We start from the raw sequence: 24114 nt of genomic DNA, 5'->3' as shown, positions 1-24114 counted from the left end.
ATAGTTGTGGTAGTAATACTAACGATCGACACCATGACAGACACTAAGACTATCTTACTTAACCGCATCAAGAACATGACTCCAGAAGAAAAGGACAAAGCATTGCTCGCCTACATGCTCCGGGATGCCAGCCCCGAGCCACTGTGTACCATTGAGGTTGTAAAAAACAGCATTGGCAGAGGTGTAAGAGGAAGGTATGATGTCGTTATTGTCGACGGCGACGGAAGCCGTCATGTTGTAGACTTCAAGGAACGCAGTGCCAAGATCTTCTATATACTCCTGCTCATGGCAAAGAACGGCATCAACCGGAGCAGTGTCAGACAGGATCATTTGGACAACTACTACAATGTGGGCTGCGTCCTGTATAATAACTTCGATATCGCTAAGCTTGAATCGAAGTCTGATGAGACATTCCAGCAGTTCTTCAATAATGCCATCTCAAAAACTCGTACGGCAATCAAAAGTGCTCTGAAGGGTATCGACAAGCCTGAACATTACCTGATAGCTGACCCAAAGTCGCATAGCAGCATGCTGTTCATACCACTCGTAAAGGAGTATGACGGCAAGGTCACCTTCTGTGCAGACTTTGTAAGAGAGACGGAAGCAGCCCTTTGATCTGTACCTCAGCCTCCTCCTAATGGCATTTATATTCGATATAGCAGAAGAGTACCGCCTGCAGGAGGAGTATGATAGGCACTCCATACTTGAACTTCTTGTGCATCGTCTTATGATGCCACACCTTCATTCCTACCCATGCTCCGACACTGCCGCCTACGACAGCAAGAAACAGCAGTGTCGCTTCGGAGATGCGCCACCAATGTTCCTTGGCCTTCAGCTTGTCAACACCATATACGATGAAGGTAAAGATGTTGACAATGAGCAAATATATGCTGAACTCCTTCATTTCTTTTGAATGAATTGCTGCCATTCCTTCCATCCGCCACGGAGGTTGATAACCTTATATCCCATTTTAGCAAGGGTGTTGGCAGCCATGAGACTACGCTTGCCGGAACGGCAATAGACTGCAATCTCTTTATTCTTGGACAAAGTTTCTACTCGATCCTTGAAGTCTGACTTCAGAACATCAACGTTTTTGGCATTAGGGATATGTCCGGCAGCATACTCCTCAGCCGTGCGGACGTCTACAAGGAATACGGAGTCAGACTTGATGAATTCTGCGAACTGAGCAGCATCAACAGTCTTGATACTGTCAGACTGTGCACTGGCATTGGTTGTCAGGCCAAGCAAACCAAGCAAAAGAGCAATTATCTTCTTCATTATGCAATACTTATTAGTTCCATCTCAAATATCAACGTAGAACAGCCGGGAATGTCACCATCCGTCCGTATGCCATAACCCATCTGATAAGGAATGTAGATCTTCCACTTGTCCCCAGGAGTCATGGCCTGCAAGGCTATCTGCCAGCCCTCAATGAGGTCGCTTACCCGAAAAGCCTCAGGATAACCACGCTGCCAACTGTCGTCAAAGACATGCCCGTTGATAAGGTAACCCTTATAGTTGCACGTCACAATGCTGCGAGGGCCGGGATGCTGACTTCCACTACCCGCAGCCACCACCTCATACAATATCCCTTTCGGCAACTTATGAATGCCCTCTTTATTCTGAAGATCAAGCATAAACCGCTCATTCTTCTGCTTGTATTCTGTCTTTTTGCTCATAGCTCATGACCTCAGCCGAGGTATTCATCATCGCGGACAAGCACCTTCTCTATCTTGCCGATGTACATCGTGTGAAAATCTCTCTGAGGGTAACTCTGATCCACAGTCTCCTTATAGAAGAAATCCTCTTCCTTGAGTTCCTGGGCATACATTTTCCTACATACAAGCACGAGCTTTGCCTGCTCAAAGTAGGTAGTACCATTGGCATAGACTGGTGTCAGACCTGTCTTTGCTATCTTGTCCTCATCACGGCCCGACACAGAGCCTATATAAGCCATCTGCTTCTTGAACGACTTATCCATGACACAGAGCGTGAAATGATCCTCTTTGTCAACAAACTCCTTCGTGTATCGCGACGGGCGAAGGTAAATGGTCGCCACCGGATCGTTGTGACCCCACAGGCATCCGATACCGCCCCATGAGGCTGTCATCGTGTTGCAGCCGTCTTTCTCATTCCCGGCGGTTACCAGCATCCATTCATCACCGATAAGTCTGAACGGATTGAACTTCAGATCCTTATAGCTAACTTCTTTCAACATATTCGTAGTTCTTTTGTTTATCGATGTCAAAATTACAACATTCATTTGACAAGGAAAAATATGATAGCTAAAATTAATATTTTCTTGCCGTTGCTTTAGTGTTCATAAAGAAGATTTAATGAATACTGATTATCCGTTTGATGCCAATATCATGAATGAATTGTTCATCATGACTGACGATGAGCAATGTCCCGATATAATTCTTCAACGTGTCAGCCAATATATCCATACAGGAGATGTCTATATTGTTTGTCGGCTCATCAGCGATGATGATATCCGGAGCCTTCTCTGCGATGAGCAGACAGCACAAGGCCAGTTTCATCCGCTCGCCGCCACTCAGGCATACGCATTTCTTATCCCACGTCTGAGCTGTAAACATAAAGCGGTTGAGAAGCATTTTCAGTTCATGCTCGGGCTTCTTACTGTTGCAGCTTTCCAGCAGACCATATACGGTCTTGTCATTGTCAATACAGGAATACTCCTGGTCGAGATACAAGATATTCAATGAACCTCTTCGCCATATCTTTCCAGTGGTGGGCTGTAAGGAACCTGCAATCAGTTTGAGCAATGTAGTTTTGCCACTTCCGTTATCACCTTGAAGCCAGATCCGCTCGCCGCTTGAGATTGAAAAACTCAATGGATCATCCTGCCATAAGACATTCCGCCCTTCGTATCTGTAAGTTAAGCCATCAGCTTCTATCAGCCGTTTGCTTCCATGCATATCAGAATTGCTGATATTGATTTTCACGGATTTGTCATCGCTGATGGATGCCCGTATCTCATGTACCTCCTGACTCATCCTTTGCAGTTTCTCCTGCTGAACTTTGTTCAGATGAGAGGTTGCTGCTTCCGAGCTGTCACGTCTGTTCCCCATGGCTATGCGGGCTATACCCTGTCCTGCACTGTGCTTTTCTCCCCTTGAGGCATGTTTCTGCTGCCGTTCCATGGTCTTCTGTGCCAATTTCTCAGCTTTCTTCAGTTCTTTCTGCTCGTTCTGAAGACTTGCGACTTTAGCGGCATACTCTGCATCAACAGTCTCCTTGTATTGAGAGTAGTTCATTGGATAGAACTGCATGCCAGTGGATGACATCTCAAAGATGCCCGGCATCAGGTTCAGCAAAGCCCTATCGTGACTGACAATGACTGTGGCGCTGTTCGTCTTCTGGACAAAGTCATAGAGCTGGGCCCGGCCTTTCATGTCTAAATGATTGGTAGGCTCGTCCATCAGGATCATGTCAGGCTTGAATATCTCGATTCCTGCAAGAAACACCTTGGCCTTCTCCCCTCCGCTAAGTGAGGCCAGAGACATATCCGGAGTAATATAGTCTATGCCCCATTTAGTGAAGGCAGCTAATATCTGTTCCTCAAGGTCCCATTCGTCATTGAGAACAGCAAAGTCATTCTCTGTCCCTCGTCCGCCCAAGATGGCAGACAGTGCCTGAAGCTTTTTCGAAAGGCCTAATGCTTCTGCCACTGTCTGATCATTGTATTGACCAAAATGCTGAGGAACGAGATAGAGACGGTCATCGCACAGCACTGTACCGGCCGACGGGGCAAGTCTGCCAGCCAATATCTTTAGAAGTGTCGATTTACCTATGCCATTATTCCCTATAATGGCGCGTTTGTCTCCCGAAGTTACAGAGAAGCTAATGTTTTGGAACAGTATGTCTTTATTGGGATGGATGTACGACAAGCCTTGTACTTGTAGACTCATAACTATTTGCTATTGATGATAATATAAAACCTTAATTCCGCAGCACTTTAGTTTAACTTTCTTTATAAGTTCCTGAGCAACAAAAAGTTGCTCAGGATTTTGCCATGTCAGATTTTTCACCTATCTTAGTGTTGCAAATCAAAATATGTATCAAACCCGACAGACATGGTAAAGGTAGCAATAAAATCTGAGAAACTCTCTCCTTTTGGAGGAATTTTTTCAATAATGGAGCTATTTGACTCCAATCTCTCATCTGTAATCGACTCAACCCTCGGTATGAGATGCAGGCTGTATGGTTATCAATACAGCGAAATCATCCGTTCGCTTATGAGCGTTTATTTCTGTGGCGGCTCATGCGTGGAAGATGTAACGTCACAACTGATGCGCCTCTCTCGTATCATCCTACCCTTCGTACATGCAGCTCTGATACCATCCTCAGAGCCATCAAGGAACTGACACAGGAAAACATCTCCTATACTTCCGATAAGGGCAAGACCTATGATTTCAATACTGCAGACAAACTCAACACATTGCTTATAAACGCTTTGGTTTCTACAGGCGAGTTGAAGGAAATTGAGGAATACGATGTTGACTTTGACCATCAGTTCCTTGAAACGGAGAAGTATGATGCAAAACCGACCTACAAAAAGTTCCTCGGCTACAGGCCTGGCGTATATGTTATCGGTGACAAGATAGTCTATATCGAGAACAGCGATGGTAACACGAATGTGCGTTTTCATCAGGCAGACACCCATAAGAGATTCTTCGCTCTTCTGGAATCCCAGAACATCCGTGTAAATCGCTTCAGGGCAGACTGCGGTTCCTGCTCGAAGGAAATCGTCAGTGAGATAGAGAAGCATTGCAAACATTTCTACATCCGTGCCAACCGATGCAGTTCGCTCTACAATGACATCTTTGCTCTGAGAGGATGGAAGACGGAGGAGATTAACGGCATCCAGTTTGAACTCAATTCCATTCTTGTTGAGAAATGGGAAGGCAAGTGCTATCGTCTTGTCATTCAGAGACAAAAGCGCATGGATGGAGAGCTTGACTTGTGGGAAGGTGAATACACCTACAGATGCATTCTTACCAACGATTATGACTCATCAACAAGAGACATCGTCGAATTTTACAACAAGCGTGGGGGCAAAGAGCGTATATTCGATGATATGAACAACGGATTCGGCTGGAACAGGCTCCCCAAGTCGTTCATGTCAGAGAACACCGTATTCCTTCTGCTTACGGCATTGATACACAATTTCTATAAGACCATCATTAGCAAGCTTGACACCAAGGCTTTCGGGCTCAAGGAAACGAGTCGCATAAAGGCTTTTGTCTTCAGCTTCATCTCCGTACCTGCCAAGTGGATCATGACAGCAAGGCAATACGTGCTGAATATCTATACTGAAAACCGGGCTTATGCAAGACCTTTCAAAACTGGATTCGGATAAAGTCCGTTCCTTATGGTTTTAATCTGCGTATTGCCTCAAGTCGCATTGTGGGGTAAGGGGAAGGTATGCACAAATCGGACAAAATTCACGCTCATACTATCATGATGCATAGTGTTCAAGCTCTTTACTGCAATTGAGATTGCCATTGAGATTGCTTGCGGATTTTAGGTTATTGTAAAAGAGGCAGCACCATTTCAAACGGTTTATTTATTGTAGGGATATTCTTGCTTTTGCTTGCTTTACCCTTTGGCTTTAAGCAATTCTTCAATCCGACCTTTCATAAACCCGGTAAGCGCGAGCGTTTCATTTTCCATTGTTTCCCATTCGTCAGACAGGTTTCCCAAATAGGCTTCCTTTGCCGTTTTCAACAGGGAAGAAAAGGTTTCCGGCAATTGGGGAATCACCCACTCCGCAGCAACATCTTTCGTTGTCACGTCTTCGGTTTCTAATGTAAACCACATGCGGGATAGCGTCAATAGCACATTTCTTTCATCTCCCTTAACATTGGAAATCAAACCGGGTAGAGAAAATTGAATAGCCTTTTGTATTTCGCGGAACGGAATCGGGAGAATAAGTTGTTTGCAATCTGCGCCCTTCAGCGTCATACTACTTTTTCTCGCCTGCCATAATAGAATCGCTATATCAGGGTCGAAACACGCCTGCGGAATCATTCCGGCTTCCATCTCTTTCCGAAGCCACTCCCCATACATATACTCGCATTTGGGCGGAAACTGCCACGGAATAATGTCTTTTTGATGGATGACAGTTATCTCCAATGGTCTTTTTTCGGCGCAACCTACGAAGCCGGAAATTTCCAATAATTGCTTGGTCAACTCCTTTTTCGTTGACAGATTCAATTCTTGTCTGGTTATTATCAATATATCTATGTCACTGTCCGGACGCAATTTATTCATTGTCGCAGAGCCATATAAATACATTCCCAATATCTGCCCCTGCAATAGGGTTTCTGCTATGGAAACGACTTGCTTCACTTGTTGTGGGATTTCATTCCGATTGTTCATTGTATTTTCCATATAGATTTGTTTCCTTTATTCTTTGATTAATACAACAGCGTCAAATGCCAGTTCCAAGGCGGTGGATACACTTGCTTTTCCCCACTTCCGTTCTTGGTATTTATGAGGATTCGAGAGCGTGTCGGCTGTAAAAAGCAACATAGCCCATATTACTTCTCTAAATTCTGCACATGCAGCCAGTGCAGAACATTCCATTTCCACTACTTGACAGCCTTCCTCTTTGCGGTATTGCACCATTTCCAGTGTTTCTCGATAAAAACCGTCTGTTGTCCATGTCTTGACTTCCAAATATGGGATTTTCTTTTGATTTAAAGCAAATTTGATTGCACTTATTCCTGCTGTTGAAATCTTTATGTCTCTGGATGGCGGAAGATAATGGTAAGAAGTTCCCTCATCTCTCAATGCAGAAACGGGTATTAAGAATCTGTTCTCCGGAATATCTTCCAATACACCGCAGGAACCGACAGAAATAATTTCTGTCACACCTCCTGCTATTAAATACTCTAAAATCTGGACAGCAGCAGCACTCCCAACCGGAGCCGGACATAAACATATCCTTTCCTGATTATGAAAGCATTCATAGATGGGATATAATTTTGTTGCACTCTCAAATTCATCTATCTGTATTCCACTGTGGGCATGTGCATACTTTTCCACTTCATCCCCCAAAAATGCAAATACGGCTTTTTTAGGGAAGTGCTTTTTCCCATTTCCCGGCTGAAAGATTGCTTTTGATGCGGTATCGTATTCCAAAATAGGATAATCGTGCTTTACTAATGCCATACTATCATCTCCAATAAAAATTTTCTTTCTCACATTTTCTGCATCTATTTTTTGCAAAGTTACTTTTTTCATTTGGCTATACATCAATAAACTCTTAGTATTTTGAGTATATTTTTTCGTGAAGCTATCTTTTATCCCTTAATTCCGCAACACTTTGATTTAACTTTATTTATAAGTACCTGAGCAACAAAAAGTTGCTCAGGATTTTGCCATGTCAGATTTTTCACCTATCTTAGTGTTGCAAATCAAAATATGTATCAAACCCGACAGACATGGCAAAGGTAGCAATAAAATCTGAGAAACTCTCTCCTTTTGGAGGTATTTTTCCAATAATGGAGCAATTTGATTCCAAGCTCTCATCTGTAATCGACTCAACCCTCGGTATGAGATGCAGGCTGTATGGTTATCAATACAGCGAAATCATCCGTTCGCTTATGAGCGTTTATTTCTGTGGCGGCTCATGCATCGAGGATGTCACCACTCATCTGATGTATCACCTCTCGCTTCATCCGACACTTCGCACATGCAGTGCCGACACGATTCTCAGAGCCATAAAGGAACTGACCCAGGATAACATTTCCTACACATCCGACACTGGCAAGACCTACGACTTCAACACGGCAGACAAGCTGAATACACTGCTCCTCAATTGCCTATTGTCCACAGGGCAGCTGAAAGAGGGCGAGGGGTATGACGTTGACTTCGACCACCAGTTCATAGAGGCTGAGAAGTATGATGCGAAGCCTACATACAAGAAGTTCCTTGGTTATCGCCCTGGCGTGGCAGTTATTGGCGACTTGATTGTCGGCATTGAGAACAGCGACGGCAACACAAATGTCCGTTTCCACCAGAAGGACACGCTGAAGAGGTTCTTTGAAAGGTTTGAACAGAACAAGCTTATTATCAACCGTTTCAGAGCTGATTGCGGCTCGTGTTCTGAAGAGATAGTGGAAGAGATTGCTAAACACTGCAAGACCTTCTATATCCGTGCCAACCGATGCAGTTCGCTCTACAATGACATCTTTGCCCTCAGAGGTTGGAAGAAAGTGAAATTGGGCGGTATTGAGTTTGAGCTGGCCTCCATTCTCATCGAGAAATGGAAAGGGAAGGCATACCGTCTTGTGATTCAAAGACAGAAGCGGATAGACGGCGAACTCGACCTGTGGGAAGGAGAATACACCTACCGCTGCATCCTTACAAATGACTACGAGTCTTCCGAGAAAGAGATTGTCGAATTCTATAACCTCCGTGGAGGGAAGGATTAGTTTCTGTTGTTTGTACCGGAGCAAGTTCTGCTACAAGTACCATGACATGTGTTGAAGCAACTGTTCATACAACGGTTGTTACATCCTGCGCATGACATTGCATTTGCAGTTTCTGACAAGATAGGACTTGACAGGAGAGCTGCACCAGCCAAAATAGGCAGAGCACCTTTAGCGGCTCTCTTAAAGAACTCACGACGAGACTGAAGTTCTTCATTCTTACCATTTTTCTTCATAAAATAAAAAATTTAAATTAAACAATATGCCTTTCGGCATTATTTGACAATCTCAATAAAATCAGTAGGAATATACGCAGTAGCGACAAGGCACAATCCCGAGATCTCAACAACAATTCTTTGTTGTCCTGCTATTCTGGCAACTTTTCCAACCACTCCCTTGAAGTCACCAGCTATTACTCGTACTTTATCTCCACTTTTATAGTGACACTGTTCCGCTGTAACAATGCGTACATGCTCACTATCAGTACTTGTTGCTTTGATAAAATTTATCATTGCATTGTATGGTATAATAAGCGGAGGATTTTTACCGTTTGCCTCTGGAGGAAGCGTCTTATCCAAATAATATTTTATAAAAGAGATTGGGGCATCAACTGTCTTTTTCACAAAACTGTCTGATTGTTCCCTTGTGGCGTATATAAAAAGAAAGTTGGGAAGAAGAGGCTGTTGTATTCGCTTCTTCTTCCCAGCAATCACTTTTAGTACATAGTGCATCGGCACGTATGTCTTAATATCATTCTTCTTTGCTTTCTCTACGGCTGCATTTACCCTGTTATAAGTAGCACGAAGAACAAACCAGTTGTAACCTTCCTGCTGGACATATTCCGAGGACACCCCTGTTTGTGAGCTTTGGGCTTCGGGGGAGACATTGGAGGCAAATCCAATGTGAGGAGGTGAATCGCAACCTCGTTTGGTATGCGCATTAAGCAATGCGTTCATATCGGCTTATATGTCGTTGCTCGTTAATAGCAATATAGACATAAAAAGAGCGTGGAAACGTCTGTTGTCTATTCCACAGTCTGAGGCTCTAGCAATTGCCTATCATAGTTGAACAGACAACGTCAGAGCCCACGCCGATATGAATAATCATTTCCATTAGGAGACCATAATAAACAATTGTTGTGCCCGAAAAGGTACAATCCGTGCTTACAGGTCTCCGCAGGAGCGATATTATCACACCCGGGACATCTACCGTTGGCTTTGCTCAAGACTATGATAACTGTTAATTTGCTAGATTACAGACTGTCTTAAACAGAGCGTTAGTAAACGCCTTCATTATGTCTGGACTATCTTTCCCACCCAATGCCCGCTTTGTACCGCTTTGTCATTATGACTCCGCCATACTCAGCACGGCGTAGGCTGCCTTGTATGCCATCACGAAAGAACACGTCTAACCTCAATGGCTATAAACATGGCGATAATAGTCCGCTGCAAAAGTACAAAGAAAATCTCAATACAACCTCATTTTGTTATGGAAAAGTATGTATAAACCTTAAATTTAACCATAATTAACTAAGTCTTGCTCAAATCTCGTATATTTTGTGTAAGGAAATGGCCTCTTATTGGCGTAAAAAGCAAAAGACAGATGCGAATGTCACATCTGTCATTATTGTTGTCGCACATGTCTTTCTTGAAAGAAAGCCTATGGCTGGTTTATTTCAGAATGATTTTCTCCTTTGCTGGATGACATAAGGAGAATGTACTTTTGCCGTCTTTGTTTGTATAGCAGAAGTCGCATGAATTTATAATATCCATGCCAATCACCACATCATAGTCTGAATTGTCGTTAAGCAGAGCCTGAACATTCAACTCTGCTGTTCCTGTTGGAAGGATAACATGAACAAGGTAAGTCCAGGATTCGACATCACCTCCTGCACTCGAAATAAGAGCCTTGTTCTTCGGTTGTAACCCTAAAGCATTTACAACTTCCTGTGAAATCAATGTATTGGTCGCTCCTGTGTCCCACAATACATTTTCAACTTGGCAATGAACAGGAACAGCCACGTTTGCCGACAAATCTACGGCTGGACAGATAATGACGTTTGTAAGAATAGCCTCTGGCTGGGATTCGTATTCTTTTGTATATACAGCCATTCCTACCTCAACTCAATTTTTCCCGTATATGAAGTTTGTTGAGGAACAGGCTCGTCAGTGATAAGGCGAACCAAACGGACATAACCTGTCCGTGCAGCTCTATTTCCGTTAATGACGGGAGCCTGAACTGCGGTTGCAAAATCTATTGTCTTGTTCTTTATAACTTTCATATACCTACAATTTAAAAAATGTCCCGCTGGGTACGCTGTTCTTATGGGAAGCGAGCGGGATTTGTCAATGCAAAGGTAGGCATTCAATTCCAAAAAACCAAACAATTGGAAGAAAAACTAATCTAACTACCCTAAATTTAACATTTTATCAGGAAAACTACTAAACAATGAATACGTCTTTCAAACGCTATTCTATTGCCGCCGAATTATTAACCTGCATTGTCTATCAGCAATATATGCCGACTGAGATACAACTGAGGTACAAGACATCCATTTTCGCCCAATGTTGAAGCCACCAAGAAGGCTCTCTCATCCCTCTTTTTCTTTTTCGACCGTCTCACTCTTTATGGCTGATGAAAGTGGGACTTTTCATCAAAAATGCGCTCTTTGGATAGCAACCAGCCAAAATTGCCCAAAATATTTTCATAAATAATCTTAAAACTGCTTTTTGCCCCTGTCATAGTTTTTTCTCTTTGCCGAGTGCCTTGAACTATAGATTTCCCCTGTTCAAAATTTGTACCGTTTTGAATTTGTTGTTTTTAAGAGAGTGCTGTGGCTCAGCGTGTTAGGAAATACAAAAAGGCTTCCACATGAACACAGTCGTGCGTCAGTATTACGAGCAGAATACCGATGTGGTGATTGTCGATACAGGTGACAGTTATGAGGGGCTGTGCAGCTATTTCGGTGGAACATATATCTCTTATAGCAAGGAAAAGCCCATCTCCATGAATCCCTTCAAGGTGACTGAGACGGAGTACCTCCAGAACTTCGGTGAGAAGAAGAACTTCCTGATGTCGCTGATATTTCTCATCTTCAAGGGCAGTCAACAGCCCACGAAGATTGAGCAGTATATCATTGAGCGAACCATCATCGAGTATTATCGTGAGTATTTTACTCCTTTCGAGGGTTTCTCCGAGGAAGAGAAGAAAGAACTCCATCAGACGCTAGTGATTGCGGCCAAGAGCAATGGCGAGTATGAGAAATACGAGGAAGAGCTGCAGGCGCGCAACGGTACTGGCTCCTACGACGTAACGGAAGAAGAGCGTGCGAAGTATGAGCGTAACAGCCGACTCTCTGAGAAGTTGCAGGCCGTGGTTGATGACGCAGCCAGTACGGAGGGAGAGAAGAATGCTGCCCGGAACCAGTTGCAGCGACTGACTCCTGAGATTGTCGAGGGCAAGTTCTTGGAAAAGATCGAGCGCGAGATTGCCAAGCGTGAGCAGCAGCGTAAGAGCTTACGGGTCCGGGAACTGTCGTTCAACAGCTATTACGAGTTTGCCCGTCAGCGTATTCCTCAGATTATCCATGAGGATAGCATCCAGTTCCCGATCAATGACTTTGCAGCTATCCTGAAGCCGTTCTATCGTGGCGGTGCATTGGAATATACTCTGAACAATGACATGGACGGTTCGCTGTTCGATGAGCAGTTTATCGTCTTTGAGATAGACAAGGTGAAGGACGACCCTGTGCTGTTCCCCATCATCGTGCTCATCATCATGGACGTGTTCACCCAGAAGATGCGTATCAAGAACAAGGTGCGCAAGTGTCTGGTCATTGAGGAAGCATGGAAAGCCATCGCCACCCCAGTCATGGCAGAGTACATCAAGTACCTGTATAAGACGGCCCGAAAGCATTGGGCAATGGTCGGTGTGGTGACACAGGAGATTCAGGATATCACCTCTTCTCCTATCGTCAAGGAGGCCATCATCAACAACTCCGACGTGTTCATGCTGCTCGACCAGAGCAAGTTCAAGGATAAGTTCGATGACATCAAGGCCACACTGGCCCTGACAGATATCGACTGCAAGAAGATCTTCACGATTAACCGTCTTGACAACAAGGTAGGCCGTTCGCCGTTCAAGGAGGTCTTTATCAAACGAGGCACTGAGGGTGATGTCTTTGGCATCGAGGAACCGCGAGAATGCTATATGAGCTATACGACGGAGAAGGCTGAGAAAGAGGCGTTGAAACTCTATCGGCGAGAGCTGAATTGTAACCATCAGCAGGCTATCGAGGCCTTTGTGCGCGATTGGGAACGCAGTGGTATCGGTAAGTCGCTGGAGTTTGCACAACTTGTAAATAAACAGGGTAAGGTTTTGAACCTGCCACCTAAAATGCAGATGATACATGCGTAAGGTTTCATTTTTCATTATATTCTTCCAGATGCTGACCGTCCCCCTCTTTGCAGGGGGATGGTACAGTGTTAATATCGATCTGAAGACTACGGCTGCTATGACTGCTGCTTATGCTGCAGAGACGGCTACAGAGATGATGAACGGCGAGGACGTGCAGAAGATTCTCGACCATTATACCAATGCGGAGGTTTCTACAGCAGGTATCTTTGCATCGAAGTGGCTCGACAGGAAGGCTCTTCAGAATGCCGGACTCTTCGGTGATGCCGAGGAGAACTTCTATTATAAGCGTATCTATACGATGGTTAGTGCTCAGATAATGCCAAAGATTCTGGATGTGGCAGCACTTGCTGTCAGGAACCCAGAGAAGGCCATCTATTGGGGACCATATTTGTTTCGCACCTGTGAGCAGGTGAAACAGCTTTGTATGACCTTCGAGACAGTGGTGGCCAACGGGAAAGTGTCGTTTCAGGACGTCGCTTTTCTGGCCATCAACGATAATCTGAAAGGACTGTTCGACCTTACCAAACTTGGTGAGGTGGACTGGACTGCCATGTGGGATCATCTGGCTGACTTCGGTGATGGTTTAACGAAGGAAGATCTGGAAGAGGACTTGGAAGGACTCATGACAGCTGGTGGGGCAATTGTCTCTGGTGGTGGAGCCGTGCTTGATAGTGTCTGGACGAATGCCAGCAGGGTAGGGGGTGTCTTTCATTCAAGGCCCGGCGAAATACTCCAGCTTTATCATGACTTCAAGGATATGTATGAGACGCTTTCTGATCCTTCGAACATCAAGGATCTGGTGATGCAGCAGATTCTCTCGACGGACAGTACTGGTGTGGCCAACCTCTTTACGCTTGACGGCTATAACATAACTTCTTATATCAGCGACTACCTTCAGGAGATGCAGGGTCGCTATTATACCCAGCGATGGTATATCTACTGGCGTGATTCAGGTAGTGAGCAGGTGTGCAGTTATGCTCCACCTACAGACAGTGAGAGCATCATGTATGGTGGTGAGTGGTATCGTGTTGGTACGTCTGATGCCAACTATCAGTACACTACTGCCGACTACGAGAACTCCCTGCGAAACTCTGAGAGCTATGCAGGATGGAGCCGTGCACGGTGCCAGGAACTCAATAGCAGTGATTCGAAGTATCACTATGCCTTCTATAACTATATGTCATCCTCGCGTATCTATAAATCGAAGTCAGGTCGAACGACGGCCTTTTCCTACGCACATTACATTGATGTGTATAAGACTTGGAATGTCTATGAGGAAGTGTACGAGGAAACCTTTGACTCGCAGTACGATGCAGAACAGGCCATGCAAGCGAAGTTCAATGCAAAACTTGCTGAGCTTAACGACAACGAGGAGGGGCGTGTCTATCGAATCGGGAAGGATCGCAAGAACTATTATCAGGCTGCTGACGAGGTAAGGATGCGTGGCTGCTCAACGGTCAGCTTTACCATGGAGTGCCACGACCAGGCTAAACTTGGTGAAGGAAATTTGGCTCATGGAAGGAAAACGGCAATCAGCGTCATGCCCTCGACGAAGATTCCAAGCGCTATGCTATGGAGACAACGCTCTCAGGCGGTGCCGACACATCAGAGTTGGACGAGGGCATTAGTACATGGGGTAGCGAGGTAACCCGTCTGCAGGAACAGATTCATGCACTTGAAGTGGAGAATGACAACCTGTTGGCACAGATTAGTCATGCGAGTGTTGAAGAAGCAGCATCCCTTCGGGCGCAGTATAATGCCAACCGCACGAAGATTAACCAATTGAAAGCAGAGTTGAGCAATGCGCAGTCGAAGTTGAGCCAGTACCAGAATGCAAAGAGGGAGTTAATAGATGACTTTGCCGATGAGCGCGATGGCACCTACCGTATTCCTGCCGTGATGCACGAGATAGAGACAGCTTACAATATCATGTGGACGGATGCGGGTTCATGGCAGGGTTGGAGCTTCATTCGTCATGGAAATGTTCCGAATATCAGTGGCGAGGTGACGTTTCAGGCAGACCTCTCCAAGGAGCGTGGTGAGAGCCATTTCCTCGGCATCCGTTACCACCGTGCCATCCTTGCCGTACATTGGACGCTGACCGCCAACTATTCCAGTTCGCAGATTGTGGATATGATGGAGCTGGATCCTGAGTTGAGCGATGCAGAGAAAGCCGATTTGGTAAACCAGCAGTTGCATGAAATCATGAATGACCATCCAGGTTGTACTGTCGAAGCCAATTACGCCTATAGTAGCCCAGCTGAGTCGGAGGGCGATGAAGATGCCATCCATCTCTTATGGACGTGTGACCGTCTGAATATTGCGCGTGACGCGGACTACCGTCTCTCGAAAATCTATGCTCAACTCATACTCATTGAGAAGTTCATGCGCAGCCGCGAGACCATGCTCGACTACCTGAAGCAACAGCTGGGTATAACCGTTCTCAGTGGTACAGACCGCATCCGCATCGGTGGCCGCAGTTTCCGGCATTGGCGTAATGTCGCTTCTGCTGTGGCCCGTGGTGATTATATCGTAGAAGATGATGAAGATTGAAAAGATATTCCTGATGTTGCTGATGCTCGTGCCGACGATGGTGCGGGCACAGTACAGTTTCGACTTCCTGTCTGTAGAAGCCCTGATAGACGACCACAAGCGCATCCGCAGTGTACTGATGGCCCGTAGCGGTGTGGAGCAGGCCAATGAACTGCTGCACCAGTATTCCAGTGAGGCCAATGTGGATTACGACTCGCTGAACGTGAAGCTCGACAAATACACCAAATGCTTCGACATTATCGATGTCATCTACAATGGCGGTGTGACGGTACTGAACGTCAAGAACACCTACGATGATGTCTCTGACCGTATTACGCAGTTAAAGGACTTACTGGAGCGGTTCACTACCCAGCTGACGCTGCGAGGCAATATCGTCTCGTCTGACACCATCATCATCAATGCCTGTGATCGTGCCGTCAATCAGGTGCTGGTTGACGGGCGTGAGCTGACGAACAGCCTCTATGAACTGGCGCAGTACGCTGTTGGTGCGCGACAAATTACGACTGAGGGCCTGCTTACGGTGTTGGGGCAGATCAATGAGTCGCTTGACAACATCCGCCATTGCATCGACCACACCTATTATGTCGTCTCGCGCTACGTCACCATCCGCCTGAACTACTTCAAACGGACGCTCTATATGTCGAAAACCATCCGTGAGATGGCCAACGATGCCTTTTCGCGGTGGAAACGGGTGGCGGAGGAAGTCGGGTATTAAAGTGAATTATTAGCTACCGATATGAAGAGATTATATTATCATGTTTTGTTATTGGCGGCGATGCTGCCGCTCTCTGTGATGGCTCAGTCAGTGACCTATAATCATGATGAGTCGGTGATGAACCAGTTTACCATTGGTGAGACAGGTGCGGGCAGTTTCACACCCGACTGGTATTACGATGTGCTGCATAAGAACTACCGCAACGGAGCCATGATGACCAATAAGCAGTTCTTCCGCAGTCAGATGAACCTCACGCTCTATCAAGAGGTTCCCCATGCCGAAGCTCTCGATTCAGCCTTGACGGAGCGTATGCGTGTGGAAGCCAAGAACATTGCCGACCGTACACCGGGCTTGACAGACATTGCCTGGCTGGTGGAGCGGGGAAAGATAGAGTCGAAGCTCTCCGTTCTGACGGGCAATATTGAGCGTATCACGCTGGAGGGCGGCTCGGCGCATAGCTACACCACTTGGTTGGAGCGTTACAATGCCATCAACTGTGGACTTCAGGCTGTGCGCGATGCCTACATGCCACAGGGTAAGCGCAAGGAACAGTATCTGGCCATCTACAAGGACATCCTCCTGAAGAACACAGAGGTCTGTGAGTATATCCTCTATCTCCGCAAGCTGAAGGAGGTGAAAAACAATTCCGGCTCAGCCCCTGCGCCCCATCGTGCCAACATCACGACTATCTGCCGTTCCGCTCATGGCCGTTGGAAGGTGGCTATGGCCGCTGGCGGTGGGATAGGGGAATGATGCTTAACTAAGCAGCCATTTCCACACAGGAATGACATTGATGCCATCCTCAGTAGTCTCTTCATCGTAGGAAATAAGGAAGCACTGCCAGTCTGGGTGAGATTTGCTGTATTTGACAAGGGGAGGTATCTCGCGGTCTTTTGTCGATTGCTCTCTGATGCTGTATGATGCCTGGATGGCCAGTTTGGCATCAGGCACCAGGAAGTCTATTTCCTTATCTACATTCAGATAGAACACGTTATCTTTGCCATACCTACGACAAAGTTCTATGGCCACCATGTTTTCGAGCAATGAAGTGTCAGGATTGGTGAGGAACAAGTTCAGCAGTCCGTTGTCTATGAAATAGTATTTCTTCTGCGTTTCCTTTTCGGTTAGTTTGCCCACTTCGTTCTCCATAGGCAGTACCAGCCAGCTGTCGGCGGTGAAATCAACATAGTCAATGGTCGTTGGCACACTGATGGGGCTGCCTGTAGAGACAATGATGTTCTTAAGTCTGTTGAACGACAAGGGCTGTTTGACGCTTTCCGCCATTTTCTTGATGAGAATGTTCATTACCCTCTCGTTCTTGATTTTGTTTCGTGCGCAGATGTCGCCTAGATATATTTTCTGATAGAGGCTTGACAGCATGGCTCGTTTGTTCTTAAAAGAAATGATCTCCGGCAGACCACCATAGTAGAAATATTCGCTCAGATGGCGCTTGACCTCACTGCGTTGGACGCTATCGTACTGCCAGTGTTCTTTCAGTTCCACATGCTGGGCTGTAAGATATTCCTTCAGCGAATAAGGATAGGCATCAAGGATGAAGAACCGTCCGCCAAGGGTAGTGGCCACATCCTTGCTGAGCATTTTGGCATTACTTCCTGTGACATAGACACGGTATTTGGCATCGGCCAGGCGACGCACGAACTTATCCCAATATGGGATATTTTGTACCTCGTCGAGAAAAACTATTGGTTTCTTGCCGTATAGTTCCAGATGGGCTTCCAACAGACTGTTGAAGTCTTCTGTCTGAAATTCTGCCAGACGTTCGTCCTCAAAATCTATAAAGAGAATTTCGTCCCAGCCTTTTCCTTCTGCCTGAAGTTGGCGTACACGCTGATAGAGCATGTATGACTTGCCAGCATGACGCACTCCTACAATGACATAGTTGCCATTGGGTTCGAATTCGATGGGGCGGTTGATGATTTCCGCTTCGTCTATCTCTCTCTGTTTGTTCATCAAGCATTGCTTGATTATGTCTTTGCTGATACTCATTTTTTAAACTTTAGTTTATAAGATTCCTCGCTTTTTATAAAGTTGGGTTTACAAAATTAGCTATTTTCTATAAATTACAATTAACAAACTAAGGAAATCTGCTTTTAATTTGGTTTATTTAACGAATCAAAGTGACCTTTTTCGGTTGGTGGGGCGAAATTCTTGAGTTGTTAATTCATGGAACAAAATTTCTTGTGGCGGTCTGTTTCTGGATTTAGCAGTACTTTCGCAGCAAAAAAGCGAAATGGGAGTTTCAAATATTATGTTGCAGGCAGGCGCGATGCCGGAGGTTGTCGATAGTATCGTCAACAATATAGGCATTGACATGTTCGACGAGGAGATAGACGATGTCATCTTCCAGACGAACGAGTTTCTGACGGATGCAACGTTTATCGGAGCAAGCGGGCCGTTCTGGTGGATACTGGAGTGTTGCATGGCCCTGGGAGCGATGTTTGCCATCATCATGGCGGCGGGCATGGCGTATAAGATGATGACGAAGGGCGAGCCGTTCGACGTTTTGAAGGTGCTACGGGTACTGGCCATTGCCATTGTGATGTTCTGGTGGTATCCTCATGGAGGCAGCGGGGCATCGGTTTTGGGCGTGCTGGCCTATATTCCTAACTGTATCGGCTCCTATACACATGACCTTTATGAGATAGAGGCGGCGCAGGTACAGCAGAAATTTGATAATCTGCATGAGCCTTTGAAACAGCGTCAGGACAGCATCGACCACTATATGGCGATAGCGAAGGTGACCGTGGACGGAATGCAGAAGGCTGGAGTCTCGGACATCACGCAGTATGTGGGCTACCAGACGCTGACGGACTCGGAGAAGAAAGCCTGTAAGTTCTATCTGCAAAGTACCTATACGGGTCTGATGATAGGACTGGATAAGATAATCATGCTACTGTCGCTTGTGGTGTTCCGCATTGGCTGGTGGGGGACAATCTTCTGTCAGCAGATCTTGTTGGGCATGCTGACTATTTTCGGGCCGCTGCAATGGGCCTTTTCGTTATTGCCGAAATGGGAGGGAGCCTGGGCGAAGTGGATTACGAGGTATCTCACTGTTCATTTCTACGGTGCAATGTTCTACTTTGTAGGATTAGAAAATCGTGTAACTATTTGTAAATCAATACCCATTTTCAATAGAAACCTTGTTACGTAACAAACTAACAACAAAAAAATGTTAAATATACTCGTAACAAATCAAAATTGTTGCACGACACCAATTTCTACATGCAAAGATAGCAATTTTTATTCAAACTTGCGCACTTTGTTACGATTATTTTTTAACGACTATACTTATCACGTCTCGAATGTTGGATTCTTGTATTTCGTACTAAAGCCAGTCAGGATTTAATCCACGAAATCACATCCAAGCAAATACCACATATCACAACAAATTCGAGGTTTATAGTATGATTATTCGCGTAAAATCATACTCGAAAGTTAAACTACTCAAATTTCTGATGTGCCTGGATATGCAATTTATAACGATTAGGAATCAACGCATTAACTTTGCACCCAGATTTCAATCACGTTTCGTTCGTGACACTTGCTCTTTCTTTAATCGAATAATCAAAACAGGATAATAATGAATAATGTAACAAACAAGTCCGCACAGGACACTCAGGCACAGCGCAACATAGCTGACCTACAGAAGCGCATGGCGTTTCTCGAAAATCTCCTCATCCCTGCCAAGGAGACTTTGACACTTGAAGAGGCAGCAGTATTCCTCGGCATGAAGCGTTCTACTCTGTACAAGATGACACATGAGCACACCATTCCATTCTACCGTCCTAACGGCAAGATGATCTACTTTGAGAAGTCTGACCTTCTGGAATGGGTTCGTCAGAATCGAGAAGATTCCATTGACGAGATAGCAGAAGAAGCTCGTCTTCACATGCAGATGTTGGGTAAACAGAATCGATAATCATTAAACTTCAGTCGTATGTATCAGAGTTTAGAACGAACTGGTATGATAGACCTACAGAGATTACATGATGACACAGTTGAATGTAGCGTTTTCTGGGCTAAGACAGGCGAAGGCTCTCTTACGATGGAACGCTATGTTCAGGGCTGGTTTCGCTATATTCTTCCCGAATATGTTGAAGAGTCAAAGATTCCATGGATGATCGGTATGCGTCAGAAGTTTGCAGACAAACTCAAATCATTTTGTGTAAATCAACTTACTGAGGCAGAGTACAACAAACTTGTTGCTCGCATGGACGAGATTGTAAAGGACTATCCACCCAACACAATTGTGAGAGCAAGATTCCATTAACCATTTTTAGAGTTCACTTCTATGGCAAACAAAAATAACACTTCATTCCCCTCTTGTACAGTCACTATTACACTGACTCCAGAGGCTCGAAACTTCCTTGCTGGTACAACAGCAGGAGTATCACATTTCGCCATCTACAATGACCTGTTGGACAATATGGCTATAGTGGACACCTCTTTTAGCAAGAGAGGCAACATTGTACCTCTTTTGACTGGTCAGGCAGAGTCCTCCGCACACTCTATGAGCGAGCGTTGGAAGCTTGGTCGAAAGTCCATGGTCAGGATTCTCTCCACCATGGATGACCTTGGCATCATCCGTCTTCACACTTCTCGACTGGCATCAATCTCTGATATGCTGTCGGTGGATAAGTGCCAGACCAACGATGGTGACATCTGTTATCCAGACTTCAGCAATCTGCCACCCGATCCTCAATCTGATGAACAGGTGCAGAACGCTGAGCCACCTACGGACGGAACAACAGATAACCTGCCTACGGCAACAGTACCTGAAGCCAATCAGAGACCAAGCCAAGGCATGGACACAGATGTGGCTTCTGAGATAAAAGCGGCAGCACCTTCTCCCGAACTTCCTCAGAGTCCGAATCAGGATGCGGACACAGAAGGAAGTCCAAAGCAGGGGCCACCGTCTGATACTGGAACTATAGAGTCTGGCGACAAACAGAAGTTTGAACATGCCCCTTCTAATGATAGCACACCATCGCCTTGCGTGACAGAGCACTCAAGACAGAATGCTGGCTATCAGCGGAACCTCTTCGACGACATCGAAGATGAAAAAGGCACGATTTAAGCCGTTGAAACGCTATTCAGAGAAAAGAGACGTATTTTTCCGTAGCAAGTTTGTGTTTTTGGTACCATAAACGTACCCAAAACTCCGGTCGAGCCACCCCTGGTGACTTCTCCCTTAGAGGCAACGCGCTGTAGCACTGCCTGATAGGTCTGGTAATTAACCATTCCTGAACTTGCTTGGAAAAATACTATCTCCCTCTTATCAGAGAGTTTAGAACTTACGTCACAGCTTTTATAGATAGTACAACACAGATGAAAGCCTTTATTGTATTGCAGTTTCTGCTATAGGTTTGTGGAATGTTCCACCTATCGAGCGTGACAATTATACATCATTAGATAAGACATCTATGGGTAAGATAAAGAATCCAGATGAGAAACGAAAGGGAGGAAGACCTCGCCTTTCAGCAGAGGAAAAGCATTCATATCACTACCATGTAGGGTACAACGAAATTGATCACAATACTCTTGTCTATCAAGCACAGCAGGCAAACCAGACTGTTCAGCACTACCTGCATGATGCACCTCTTGTAAAAGTCGTTCAAGCTCACATGCGTGAAGACCAGATTGACATGGTGGGTGACCTTGCTAAGATGGGTGGTAACGTAAATCAGATTGCACACAAGGCAAATGCAGCAGGAATTTTCGGCTTGGAGCAACTGGCTAAAGACGTGCTTCTATCCATCAAGGAAGTTATAGCCCGAATGGTCAGAGGTGGTGACTTGATGCGTCCAACTATCATTTACAAGAATCCTGATGAGGACTAACAGAAATAACTAACAAAACGAACAACAATGGTTGCTAACATAACAAGTGGCGCAGACTTCGCAGATATGGTAGCCTACGCCCTGGGACGAGACGAGCCGGACAAGAAAGCGAAGATTCTATGTGCCAGTGATGGCATTCTACTCACAGACACAGAGGACTTCAGAACTGTTGCCCGGTTATTCGAGGCTTATTCGCTTCGAGGTGACCATCAACTGAGGGATCCGCTGAAGCACATCTCTCTTTCATGGCACGCAAGGGATGGCACACGTCTGACAGACGAACTTATGCTGAAAGTCATGAGGGAGTACATGAAGTTAATGGGCATCGAGGACACAGAATACTTTGCAACTCGCCATCATGACAAGAAGCATCCACACCTTCATTTCATGTTCTCCAGAGTGAATCGCAAAGGCGAGGTCATTGATGACAGTAATGAACGAGAGCGCAGCAGAAAGGCTTGTCTGTACCTCACAAAAAAGTATGGTTTCTATATCTCTTCTGGTAAGGAGTCGGTCAACAGAGACCGCCTTCGAGGTAAGGACAAAGCCAAGTATGCCATCTATGACAAAGTGGTCAAGTGTAAGGATGAAGCCAAGAACTGGGAGGAGTTCAATGACAAGTTGAAAGCCGAAGGTATTGCGATGAAGTTCCGATACAACAATGCCACTGGTAAGGTGATGGGAATCTCATTCTCTGATGGCAAGTTGTCATTCTCAGGTAGCCAGTTAGACAGGTCGCTTACGCTCCCTAAACTCACAGAAAAGTTTGGTGACTACTATCAGCAGACGCACAACAGCGTGGAACAATTCTACAACAACTATCGTGAACGTCTGTATGACATCAACTATCTGGATGCGTGGTATCGTTGCGAGAAGAAATACCCAGATTGGGAAACCTCATTCCCTAGCAACAAACTACCCAAGTTCAACTATCCCTCGATACCATCATTGCTGAGTTCTGTTGATCTTCAGAAGTTCAACACCGAGGAGTTCCATACACCTTCGGATGATGGCAAGTTCAGTTACATAGCACTTGATCTGTTGCTCACAGTGTTGCTCCAACCTTACAGTCCTCAAATGGCTGTCGGCTCTGGTGGAGGTGGCGGAGGAAACGATAAAGGCTGGCGTGACCTTGATGATGACGATAAGGAAAAGTACAAGTACCGTTTCCTGAATAATCACCAAGTTACCGCATCTAAACCGAAGATAGGATATAAACCAAGACGATAAGCTTATGGCAAAAACAGATAAAACAAATGTCGAGGCTGCTCAGTGGAATAAGAATTTCCAGCAGCACAATCAGGAACTGGTATTGTTGGAAGCAATGGCAGAGGTGCTTGGGTTGACTTACTCAGTTGATGACAGAGGTGTTCTGACAATAACAGAGACGTCAACTCCATCCTTTGCCAAGTCTATGACTAATGGTAGGCAGCCTTCTGCAATGCCTCTTCCTTCGTCAGAGAATCAGATTCAGCCATTATCCTTCTCAGAACTCATACGCAAGGAGGATTTGGTTACTTCGATGGCAGCGTTCATCCAGAAAGCCATGCCTCGTGTACAGCACAAGGTTGAAATCGACCCTTACTCTTGTAAGCAGTTACACATAGACAATCAGGACGTTATCTTTGATGAAGTCTGTAAGCGACTGGTTTCTAAAGCCGAGGAGTTTGCCGATGAGAAGGTGAAAGCAAAGACGAATGACACGCCATCGTCAAGCTCAGAATCAACACCTCCTTCAGGAAGTTCTTCAAAATGGAAGGTCAGAATACGGAAAGTCTATGAAGACATGACTTCAACCCTGTGGAAATATGCAAGTTACGTATCGTGTTTCTGTGCAATTTTGTTCGCTATTGTCAAGTGCGTAGAATACGATGATTTGGAATCTCATGTCATTGAATATGGCATCATCAAGCCAGTTCTGATGTCCGACCCGAAATATCGTGATGTTATAATCTCTCTTGATTCTGTTGTCCAAAAGAAGAAGAGCCCTCAGGAGATTGTGGAGAAGTTGAACAAGGACAGAAAGGAAGCTGTCAAGTAACTCATATCCATTAAAGCAAAGGCACACCATCCGTGTTGGGTGATGAGCCTTTTTTTATACAATCGG

The 24114-nt window shown here is 45.4% G+C and carries 22 protein-coding genes and 4 pseudogenes; 15 read left to right on the top strand and 11 right to left on the bottom strand.

The annotated features are described in order from the left end of the window. The first annotated feature begins 33 nt into the window (after window positions 1–33). On the top strand, window positions 34–615 hold the full coding sequence (locus CIK89_RS04890) for a hypothetical protein (protein ID WP_094388426.1): 582 nt from the start codon (window positions 34–36) through the stop codon (window positions 613–615). Between the two features lie 19 nt (window positions 616–634). Here the strand turns inward: CIK89_RS04890 and CIK89_RS04885 are convergent, their stop codons facing one another. The 5 genes from CIK89_RS04885 to CIK89_RS04865 form a co-directional block, all read right to left on the bottom strand. Beyond that, window positions 635–904: a DUF1294 domain-containing protein gene (locus CIK89_RS04885; protein ID WP_094388427.1), complete on the bottom strand. Its 270-nt coding sequence runs from the start codon at window positions 902–904 to the stop codon at window positions 635–637. Beyond that, a complete protein-coding gene (locus CIK89_RS04880; RefSeq protein ID WP_094388428.1) occupies window positions 901–1278 on the bottom strand; it encodes a rhodanese-like domain-containing protein in 378 nt (125 codons plus the stop codon). The genes CIK89_RS04885 and CIK89_RS04880 overlap by 4 nt, the downstream gene beginning before the upstream one ends. Beyond that, window positions 1278–1679, bottom strand: coding sequence for an FKBP-type peptidyl-prolyl cis-trans isomerase (locus CIK89_RS04875; RefSeq protein WP_094388429.1), 402 nt, complete (start codon window positions 1677–1679; stop codon window positions 1278–1280). The genes CIK89_RS04880 and CIK89_RS04875 overlap by 1 nt, the downstream gene beginning before the upstream one ends. 11 nt (window positions 1680–1690) lie before the next feature. Beyond that, window positions 1691–2215: a flavin reductase family protein gene (locus CIK89_RS04870; protein ID WP_094388448.1), complete on the bottom strand. Its 525-nt coding sequence runs from the start codon at window positions 2213–2215 to the stop codon at window positions 1691–1693. Between the two features lie 118 nt (window positions 2216–2333). Next, the gene (locus CIK89_RS04865; protein ID WP_094388430.1) at window positions 2334–3932 is read right to left on the bottom strand and encodes an ABC-F family ATP-binding cassette domain-containing protein; all 1599 of its coding nucleotides are present in this window, start codon (window positions 3930–3932) and stop codon (window positions 2334–2336) included. 165 nt (window positions 3933–4097) lie between these two features. Between CIK89_RS04865 and CIK89_RS04860 the strand changes: the two are divergent. Next, a pseudogene (locus tag CIK89_RS04860) lies at window positions 4098–5383 on the top strand (IS1380 family transposase). 239 nt (window positions 5384–5622) lie between these two features. On the opposite strand, the gene ant(9) reads toward CIK89_RS04860, so the two are convergent. Next, a complete protein-coding gene (gene ant(9), locus CIK89_RS04855) occupies window positions 5623–6405 on the bottom strand; it encodes an aminoglycoside nucleotidyltransferase ANT(9) (RefSeq protein WP_197065809.1) in 783 nt (260 codons plus the stop codon). A 27-nt stretch (window positions 6406–6432) separates the two neighbouring features. Further along, a complete protein-coding gene (locus tag CIK89_RS04850) occupies window positions 6433–7272 on the bottom strand; it encodes a nucleoside phosphorylase (RefSeq protein ID WP_229032463.1) in 840 nt (279 codons plus the stop codon). Between the two features lie 200 nt (window positions 7273–7472). Here CIK89_RS04850 and CIK89_RS04845 point away from each other — a divergent pair. Next, a pseudogene (locus tag CIK89_RS04845) lies at window positions 7473–8462 on the top strand (IS1380-like element ISBf11 family transposase); the annotation flags it as partial. On the opposite strand, the gene CIK89_RS04840 reads toward CIK89_RS04845, so the two are convergent. From CIK89_RS04840 to CIK89_RS04830, 3 genes are all read right to left on the bottom strand, one after another. Then, on the bottom strand, window positions 8462–8698 hold the full coding sequence (locus CIK89_RS04840; protein ID WP_080975713.1) for a hypothetical protein: 237 nt from the start codon (window positions 8696–8698) through the stop codon (window positions 8462–8464). The pseudogene CIK89_RS04845 and the gene CIK89_RS04840 overlap by 1 nt on opposite strands. A 39-nt stretch (window positions 8699–8737) precedes the next feature. Beyond that, window positions 8738–9418 carry a UpxY family transcription antiterminator gene (locus tag CIK89_RS04835; protein WP_049129570.1) on the bottom strand — a complete coding sequence of 227 codons (681 nt, stop codon included), beginning with the start codon at window positions 9416–9418 and terminating at the stop codon, window positions 8738–8740. Between the two features lie 714 nt (window positions 9419–10132). Beyond that, window positions 10133–10573 (bottom strand): retropepsin-like aspartic protease, encoded by a 441-nt coding sequence (locus CIK89_RS04830; protein ID WP_048316574.1) that lies wholly within the window; start codon window positions 10571–10573, stop codon window positions 10133–10135. Between the two features lie 748 nt (window positions 10574–11321). Here CIK89_RS04830 and CIK89_RS04825 point away from each other — a divergent pair. The 5 genes and pseudogenes from CIK89_RS04825 to CIK89_RS04805 form a co-directional block, all read left to right on the top strand. Next, window positions 11322–12878: pseudogene (locus CIK89_RS04825) on the top strand (TraG family conjugative transposon ATPase); the annotation flags it as partial. Then, a complete protein-coding gene (locus tag CIK89_RS04820) occupies window positions 12871–14526 on the top strand; it encodes a hypothetical protein (protein WP_094390304.1) in 1656 nt (551 codons plus the stop codon). The pseudogene CIK89_RS04825 and the gene CIK89_RS04820, both read left to right, overlap by 8 nt. After that, complete coding sequence (locus CIK89_RS04815) at window positions 14451–15431, top strand: hypothetical protein (RefSeq protein WP_094390303.1); 981 nt, start codon at window positions 14451–14453, stop codon at window positions 15429–15431. The genes CIK89_RS04820 and CIK89_RS04815 overlap by 76 nt, the downstream gene beginning before the upstream one ends. After that, window positions 15418–16146, top strand: coding sequence for a hypothetical protein (locus CIK89_RS04810; protein ID WP_094390302.1), 729 nt, complete (start codon window positions 15418–15420; stop codon window positions 16144–16146). The genes CIK89_RS04815 and CIK89_RS04810 overlap by 14 nt, the downstream gene beginning before the upstream one ends. A 21-nt stretch (window positions 16147–16167) precedes the next feature. Then, window positions 16168–16899: a DUF5045 domain-containing protein gene (locus CIK89_RS04805; protein ID WP_094390301.1), complete on the top strand. Its 732-nt coding sequence runs from the start codon at window positions 16168–16170 to the stop codon at window positions 16897–16899. Between the two features lie 3 nt (window positions 16900–16902). Here the strand turns inward: CIK89_RS04805 and CIK89_RS04800 are convergent, their stop codons facing one another. After that, the gene (locus tag CIK89_RS04800) at window positions 16903–18153 is read right to left on the bottom strand and encodes an ATP-binding protein (protein ID WP_094390300.1); all 1251 of its coding nucleotides are present in this window, start codon (window positions 18151–18153) and stop codon (window positions 16903–16905) included. 280 nt (window positions 18154–18433) lie between these two features. Here CIK89_RS04800 and CIK89_RS04795 point away from each other — a divergent pair. The 7 genes and pseudogenes from CIK89_RS04795 to CIK89_RS04765 form a co-directional block, all read left to right on the top strand. Further along, a pseudogene (locus CIK89_RS04795) lies at window positions 18434–19255 on the top strand (hypothetical protein); the annotation flags it as partial. A gap of 492 nt (window positions 19256–19747) precedes the next feature. Continuing rightward, window positions 19748–20086, top strand: coding sequence for a helix-turn-helix domain-containing protein (locus tag CIK89_RS04790; RefSeq protein WP_094390298.1), 339 nt, complete (start codon window positions 19748–19750; stop codon window positions 20084–20086). A gap of 45 nt (window positions 20087–20131) precedes the next feature. After that, window positions 20132–20437 carry a hypothetical protein gene (locus tag CIK89_RS04785; RefSeq protein WP_094390297.1) on the top strand — a complete coding sequence of 102 codons (306 nt, stop codon included), beginning with the start codon at window positions 20132–20134 and terminating at the stop codon, window positions 20435–20437. 21 nt (window positions 20438–20458) lie between these two features. Beyond that, window positions 20459–21244 (top strand): hypothetical protein, encoded by a 786-nt coding sequence (locus CIK89_RS04780; protein WP_094390296.1) that lies wholly within the window; start codon window positions 20459–20461, stop codon window positions 21242–21244. A 346-nt stretch (window positions 21245–21590) separates the two neighbouring features. Further along, window positions 21591–22007, top strand: coding sequence for a plasmid mobilization relaxosome protein MobC (mobC, locus tag CIK89_RS04775; RefSeq protein WP_094390295.1), 417 nt, complete (start codon window positions 21591–21593; stop codon window positions 22005–22007). Between the two features lie 27 nt (window positions 22008–22034). Further along, window positions 22035–23237 (top strand): relaxase/mobilization nuclease domain-containing protein, encoded by a 1203-nt coding sequence (locus CIK89_RS04770; RefSeq protein ID WP_094390294.1) that lies wholly within the window; start codon window positions 22035–22037, stop codon window positions 23235–23237. 4 nt (window positions 23238–23241) lie between these two features. Further along, window positions 23242–24048, top strand: a complete 807-nt coding sequence (locus tag CIK89_RS04765; protein WP_094390293.1) for a hypothetical protein — start codon at window positions 23242–23244, stop codon at window positions 24046–24048. The last annotated feature ends 66 nt before the right edge of the window (window positions 24049–24114 follow it).

The sequence above is a fragment of the Prevotella sp. P4-119 genome (assembly GCF_002251345.1).
Classification (GTDB): domain Bacteria; phylum Bacteroidota; class Bacteroidia; order Bacteroidales; family Bacteroidaceae; genus Prevotella.
Note: the sequence above shows the minus strand (reverse complement) of the source record. Positions and strands in the feature narration are given on the sequence as shown.